At 72.8% G+C, this 6,900-nt stretch carries 6 protein-coding genes; 3 read left to right on the top strand and 3 right to left on the bottom strand.

All coding sequences use genetic code 11. The annotated features are described in order from the left end of the window. Window positions 1-21 precede the first annotated feature (21 nt). Entirely contained in the window at window positions 22-1,224 is a 1,203-nt protein-coding gene (locus tag QZ772_RS09810) for a CaiB/BaiF CoA-transferase family protein (RefSeq protein ID WP_295525322.1), read from the top strand. 25 nt (window positions 1,225-1,249) lie between these two features. Further along, window positions 1,250-2,179: a substrate binding domain-containing protein gene (locus QZ772_RS09815; protein ID WP_295525324.1), complete on the top strand. Its 930-nt coding sequence runs from the start codon at window positions 1,250-1,252 to the stop codon at window positions 2,177-2,179. Between the two features lie 68 nt (window positions 2,180-2,247). Here QZ772_RS09815 and QZ772_RS09820 read toward each other — a convergent pair whose 3' ends face one another. From QZ772_RS09820 to phnD, 3 genes are all read right to left on the bottom strand, one after another. Next, complete coding sequence (locus tag QZ772_RS09820) at window positions 2,248-2,487, bottom strand: hypothetical protein (protein ID WP_017758169.1); 240 nt, start codon at window positions 2,485-2,487, stop codon at window positions 2,248-2,250. A gap of 186 nt (window positions 2,488-2,673) precedes the next feature. Next, window positions 2,674-3,744 carry a phosphate/phosphite/phosphonate ABC transporter substrate-binding protein gene (locus tag QZ772_RS09825; protein WP_295525327.1) on the bottom strand — a complete coding sequence of 357 codons (1,071 nt, stop codon included), beginning with the start codon at window positions 3,742-3,744 and terminating at the stop codon, window positions 2,674-2,676. Then, window positions 3,731-4,834 (bottom strand): phosphate/phosphite/phosphonate ABC transporter substrate-binding protein, encoded by a 1,104-nt coding sequence (gene phnD / locus QZ772_RS09830; protein WP_295525329.1) that lies wholly within the window; start codon window positions 4,832-4,834, stop codon window positions 3,731-3,733. Before phnD ends, QZ772_RS09825 begins: the two co-directional genes overlap by 14 nt. 99 nt (window positions 4,835-4,933) lie before the next feature. Between phnD and QZ772_RS09835 the strand changes: the two genes are divergently transcribed. Further along, a partial coding sequence (locus QZ772_RS09835) for a hybrid sensor histidine kinase/response regulator (RefSeq protein WP_295525331.1) occupies window positions 4,934-6,900 on the top strand: 1,967 nt, incomplete at its 3' end.

Here is a 6,900-nt window from a genome sequence, read left to right on the forward strand (position 1 = left end):
GACTTTTTGGAGAGGGCGCGCATGACCGACACCGCCAGCCCGCCGCTGCCCTATGCGGGCATCCGCGTCGTCGAGTTCACCCACATGGTCATGGGCCCCACCTGCGGCCTGCTGCTGGGCGACCTGGGCGCCGAGGTCATCAAGGTCGAGCCGCTGGCCGGCGACGACACCCGCCGCCTGCTCGGCGCCGGCGCCGGCTTCTACCCGGCCTTCAACCGCAACAAGAAGAGCGTGGCGCTGGACCTGAAGACGCCCGAGGGCCTGGAGGCCGCACGGCGGCTGGTGGCCACGGCCGACATCGTGAGCGAGAACTTCCGCCCCGGCACCATGAAGAAGCTGGGCCTGGACTACGACACGCTGCGCCGCGACAACCCGCGCCTCATCTACGTGAGCCACAAGGGCTTCCTGCCCGGTCCCTACGAGAACCGCACGGCCCTTGACGAGACGGTGCAGATGATGGGCGGCCTGGCCTACATGACCGGCCGGCCCGGCGATCCGCTGCGCGCAGGCAGCAGCGTCAACGACATCATGGGCGGCCTGTTCGGCGCCATCGGCGCGATGGCCGCACTGCGCCGGCGCGAGCAGACGGGCGAGGGCGGCGAGGTGCAGTCGGCCCTGTTCGAGAACAACATCTTCCTGGTCGCGCAGCACATGCTGCAGTACGCCGCCACGGGCGTCGCGGCCGATCCGATGCCGGCGCGCATCTCCTCCTGGGGCATCTACGACGTCTTCACCGTGAAGGACGGCCAGCAGATCTTCCTGGCCGTGGTGAGCGACAAGCAGTGGCCCGTCTTCTGCCGCGCCTGCGGCCTGGAGGACCTGCTGGCCGACTCCCGCCTGGCCACCAACAACGACCGCGTCCGCGCCCGGTCCTGGATGATGCCGATTCTTCGAGAGCGGCTGGCGGCCCGCAGTGCGGCCGAACTGACCGCGCTGTTCGAACAGCATGCGCTGCCCTTCGCGCCCATCACGCGTCCGCACGAACTCTTCGAGGATCCGCATCTGGTGGCCAGCGGCGGGCTCGCGCCCGTGCGCATGAACGACGGACACATGGCCCAGGTGCCGCTGCTGCCGTTCACGCTGGACGGCGTGCGCCCGCCCCTGCGCCTGCAGCCGCCGGTCATCGGCGAGCACACGCGCGAGCTGCTGCAGGCCGCCGGCTATGCCGAAGCGCAGATCGAGGCCATGGTGGCAGCCGGCGCGGCCGCCGCCACGGCCGGCTGATCGACCGGTTGGCAAGGGGCGCGACATGGACCGCCTCACGCAGATGGAGACCTTCGTGGCCGTGGCCGCGCGCGGCAGCCTGGCGGCCGCGGCCAAGGCCGAGGGCGTGGCCGCGGCCATCATCGGCCGGCGGCTGGACGCGCTGGAGGAACGCCTGGGCGTCAAGCTGCTGCTGCGCACCACACGCCGGCTCACGCTCACGCACGAGGGCAGCGCCTTCCTGGAAGACTGCCAGCGCCTGCTGGCCGAAGTGGCCAATGCCGAGGCCAGCGTGAGCGCCGGGGGCGTCAAGGCCAGCGGCCATCTGCGGGTGACGGCGCCGGCCGGCTTCGGCCGCCGCCATGTGGCGCCGCTGGTGCCGCGATTCCGTGAACTGCATCCCGAGGTGACGGTGTCGCTCAACCTGAGCGACCGCGTCATCGACCTCGCGGGCGAGCATTACGACTGCGCGGTGCGCGTGGGCGATCTGCCCGACTCCTCGCTGGTGAGCATGCGCCTGGGCGACAACCGCCGCCGATGCGTGGCAACGCCCGAGTACCTGCGGCGCCATGGCGTACCGCGCCATCCGTCGGATCTGGCGCGCTTCGACTGCCTCACGCTGAGCAGCGACGCCTCGCAGACCCGCGGCTGGGCCTTCCAGGTGCCGCGACAGGATGGCGACGGCGTGGAGGTGGTGCACCTCAAGCCTTCGGGCCCGCTGGACTGCACCGACGGGCAGGTGCTGCACGACTGGTGCCTGGCGGGCCTGGGCATCGCCTGGCGCAGCACCTGGGAGGTGGAGGCCGAGATCGATGCGGGCCTGCTGGCCCCGGTGCTGGACGACTTCGCCGCACCGCCCAACGGCATCTATGCCGTGTTTCCCGAGCGTCGTCACCTGCCGCTGCGTGTGCGGCTGTGGCTGGATTTCCTCAAGGCGCAATACGGCCGGGCCGATTACTGGGGGCGTGCGGCCTGAGGGACGGTGGTAGCTCGCTCCTTCCTGCCGGAGAGGGGAGCAAGCCCTGGGCGAGCTTCGAAGCCTCGCTATTTCTGCTTCTGATACGTGTCGTGCGCCACTTGCCCGCGGTCGGTGTCCTTGCGGCCGCTTTCCAGGTCGTTCAAGGCGCGCTTGCCGCGCTCGGTGGGCTGACCGTCGCGGGCTTCCTGGCTGTCGGCCGACTGGTCGCGCTCGTGCGGCATCCGCGGCGCGTGGCCATGGCTCTGCTTGGTGCGGGTCTGGCCTTCGCCAGCCGGATCGGGCTTCTCGGTGGGAGCGTTGCTCATGGGGGCTGCCTCTTTGCTTGCGCGGACGCGATCGCGCCGCTCGAGGTCCATCGTGCCGCTGGTGCTCCGCGCCGCGGTAGGACGCCCTGGCCGGCCCCTGTAGGCGCGGGCAGGCTTTGCTCCGCATCCGCATCCGCATCCGCATCCGCATCCGCAGCCTGACCGCGCTGCAGCGGGAGGGGCCGCTCAGTCGCGCGTGGTGCTGCCCAGTCGCCGTACCTGCGCCTGGTACTCGCGCTCCACCTTGGCGATGCGGTTGGCCCGCGCATCCTCGCTCACCCACTGGGCCAGACGCGCGTGCCGCAGGGCCAGGTCGCGCTGCATGCGGGCGGCCTCCAGCAGGGCGCCGTCGTCGGCGGATTCGTAGCCCAGGTCGGCCTGCAGACCCCTCAGGACGGCGCGCTCGGCCTCGGCGCCGGGCGCTTGGCCATAGTCGAGCAGCACGCGGCGCAGAGCGGCCTGCTGGTCCGCCGGCAGCCCCCGCCGCACCACGATCTGCGCGGGCGGCGTGGGCAGCGAGGTCCACAGCACCCGCAGCCGGCCCGCCTCGGCGGGGAACAGGGTCTGGAAGCGTTCGAAGTCGGTGCTGTTGCTGGTGGCGACGTCGGCATCGCCGTTGGCAACGGCCAGGGCGTTGTCCTGGTGGTTGCCCACGGTCTCGGCCTTGAAGCTGGTCTCGATGTCGATGCCGTGCGGCAGCAGCAGCTCCGACTGGGGCACGATGAAGCCGGACACCGAGCGTCGGTCGCCGCGGGCGATGCGCCAGCGCCCGGGGTCCTGCAGAACGGCGTCCAGCGTGGCGGGCCCGTCCTTGATGCGCCCGAGCAGCAGGGCGCGGTGCTCCACCTGCCGCGGGTCGCGGCGGCGCCGCACCTGGGCCACGACCTGCATCGGGCCGTCGATCACGGCGTCCAGCGCCATCCTGCCGGACAGCAGCGTGAAGTCGATGCGGCCGGCCTGTACGGCGTGGGCCAGGGTGTCGTACTGGAAGGCGCTGAACACGGTCACCGGCCGCCGCAGCGCCGAGGACAGCGCCACCAGCAGGGGCTCCCAGCGGCGGCGGTTTTCCACCGCGTCGCCCACCAGGGGCAGGCCGAACACCAGCGGCAGGGCGGCGCCCTGGCCGTCTTGGCCCGTCCGCGTGGCGGGCGCCGCCGCCGGTGCCGGTGGCGCGCCGGCCGCTGCGCCGGCCAGGGGCGCGCCGACGACCATCGCCAGAGCGCGAACCAGCCAGCGTCGGCGTTCAGCGTCCGTCATCGCGCAGGGCGGCCATCTGTTCGGCGAAGGCTGCGTCCAGCCGCTGCAGCCGCGCCTGCCGGGCCTCCTCGTTCACCCATTGCGCGGTCATGGCGTTCTGGCGCGCCAGCTGGTAGGCCAGGCGCGCCGCCGGCACCAGCGAGCTGTTGTCCGCGGGCAGGAAACCCGCCAGGTCGTGCAGCGACTTGAGCACCGCCCGCTGCGCTTCGCCGCGCGCGCCGGGCGCCTTGCCGTAGGCCACGAGGAAGGCCTGCACCTGGCCCCGCAGTGCGGGCGGATAGCTGTTGCGCATGACGATCTGCGCATGCGGGATCAGGTCGGATTCCCAGATCACCCGCAGCCGCCGCGCCTCGGCCGGGAACTGCAGGCGGAAGCGTTCGAAATCCGCGGTGTTGTTGGTGGCCACGTCGGCATCGCCATTGGCCACGGCCAGGGCGGTGGCCTGGTGGGTGCCCACGGTCTCGCTGCGGAAGCGCTCCATGGCGATGCGGTTGGGCAGGAAGAGCTGCAGCTGCGGCACGATGTAGCCCGACACCGAGCGCGGCTCGCCCCGCGCCAGGCGCCAGCGCTCCGGCTCGGCCAGCAGTGCCTCCAGCGAGGGCAGCGGGCCGCCGTCACGCACCAGCAGCAGCGAGCGATAGCCCGGCAGGCCGTCGTGGCGCGTCACCTGGGCCAGCACCCGCATCTGGCGCAGCGTCACCGCATCCAGCGCCATGCGGCCCGAGAGGAAGGCGATGTCCACTTCGCCGCGCTGGATCGCCTGATCCAGCGCCTCGTACGAGGTGACCGACAGCACCGTCACCGGCCGGCCGATGGCCCGGCCCATGTCCGCCAGCAGCGGCTCCCAGTCGTTGCGCGACTCGAAGGCGCCGCCCAGCGGGAGGATGCCGAAGCGCACCGGCGCGGCGGTCGCTGGCGGTGCAGCCGGCGGCAGCACCTGCTGCGCAGCCGAGAGGCCGGCGGCCAGGCCGATCCACAGCGCGGCCAGCGTCTGCCCGGCCCGCCTCAGGGCGGCGCCGAGGGCAAGGCGCCCCGGCGAGCGCCTCGGGGGCGGGCAGTCGGGACGGGCGGCGGCGGTGGGCGCGGACATGGCTGACTGAACGGGTTAGAGCGAATGCGCAGTCGTGGTGAAGCTGCGGAGAATTCACAATTAGAAAACATTCAATGTTTTTTCTGTGACGTTTCTCACATGAGCGCCCTGCCGGGCCGTTCCCAGCCGATGCGCGCCGCCGCCGAGGCGGCCGCGGGCGCGCCACGTTCCGCGTCCGCGCGGGCCGTGCCGGCGGCGCGTCCGGGCTCCGCCGTCGGCGCCGCCCCGCCGCCGCGGCAGGGGCGGGGCGGGCGTTTTTCGCTCGCACGGCTGTCGCTGGGGCAGCAGATGGTGCTGCTGGCCGTGCTGCCCGCCACCCTGGCCATGATGGGCGCCATGGGGGTGCTGATGCGTCAGTACCTGGACGGCATGACCGAGCTGGTGCGGGCCAATGCCCAGACGGTGGGCCTGCAACTGGCCACCGCCGCGCAGGCGCCGCTGGCCCAGCTGGACCGGCGCGCCCTGCTGCGGCTGGCCCATTCCGGCATCGCCCAGCCGCATGTGCAGCAGGTGCAGGTCTGGTCGGACGATGGCGAGATCCTGGCCAATGCCGAGACGCAGGACCGGGCGCGCGGCGCCGGCCTGCGCGCGGTGGTGCCGGTGCCCGCGCCGGACGGGCGCAGCCCCGTCGGTCAGGTGATGGTCGAGATGAGCCTGGATGCGGTCGCCAGCGCCCGCCGCGCGGTGTGGCTGAACGTGCTGCTGGCCCTGGCCGCCAGCCTGGCGGGCGTGGCCCTGGCCGCCGGGTGGGCCGCGCGGCGCATCAGCGCGCCCATCCGCCGCCTGGCGCGTGCCGTCGACCGACTGGGGGCCGGCGAGGAGGCGCATGTGGTCATCGAGGGCGCGGCCGAGGTGCGGCGTCTGCAGCACGGCTTCAATGCCACCGCCCATGCGCTGGCCGAGGGTCGCCGGCTGCTGCAAAGCCGCATCGAGACGGCCACCGCGGAGCTGGCACGCAAGAACGCCCAGCTCGAAGTGGCCAGCCAGGCCAAGACCCGGCTGCTGGCCGCTGCCAGCCACGACCTGCGCCAGCCGCTGCATGCGCTCACGCTCTTCGCCGACGGCCTGGCCAACGGCGAGACCGACGCCGGCAAACTCCAGCGCATCGCGCACATCCGGGAGTGCGTGGAATCGCTGGACCGGCTCTTCCTGGAGCTGCTGAACCTGTCCCAGCTCGACGCCGGCGTGGTGCAGCCGCAGTGGGCGGATCTTCCGCTGGATGCGGTGTTCGACGAGATCAGCCGCAACTTCCGTCCCGTGGCCGAGCAGCAGGAGCTGCGGCTGGTGGTGCGCAAGACCGACCTGTGGGTGCGCTGCGACCAGGTGATGCTCACGCGCGTGCTGTCGAACCTGGTCTCCAACTCGCTGCGCCACACGCCGGCCGGCGGTGTGCTGGTGGCCGCGCGCAGGCGCGGCCGCTCGGTGCGGGTCGAGGTCTGGGACACCGGCATCGGCATCGCGCCCGAGCACCAGTCGCGGGTCTTCGAGGAGTTCTACCAGGTCGATCCGCAACAGTCGCGCGGCACCCGCGGCATGGGTCTGGGCCTGGCCACGGTGCAGCGCCTGGCGCGGCTGCTCAACACGCGGGCCGAGCTGCATTCGGTGCCCGGCCGCGGCACGCGGGTGCGGCTGCTGCTGCGGGCCGCCCATCCGCCGGCCCATGCCGCGGTGCGCCCGCCCGCGATGCTGGCGCAGCCACTCACCTTGTCGGCCCCGTCGGACGACGTGCGGCTGGACGGCCTGCGCATCCTGGTCATCGACGACGAAGCGGGCATCCTCGAAGGGCTGCAGGTGGTCCTGGGTGCCAGCGGCGCCACGGTGCAGGCCGCGCAGGGCCGCGAAGAGGCGCTGGCCCTGGCCGACGCCTGGGCGTCCCCGCCCGACGTGGTGGTCAGCGACCTGCTGCTGCGCGCCGGCGACAACGGCCTGGCGGTGCTGGAGGCCTTGCGCCAGCACCCCCATGGCATCGGCGAGGACACCGCCTGCCTGCTGGTGACGGGCGAGACCAAGCCCGAGCGCCTGCGCGAAGTCGCCTCGGCCGGCGTCGCGGTGCTCTACAAGCCGGT

This window comes from uncultured Pseudacidovorax sp., from assembly GCF_913773995.1.
GTDB lineage: Bacteria > Pseudomonadota > Gammaproteobacteria > Burkholderiales > Burkholderiaceae_C > Xenophilus.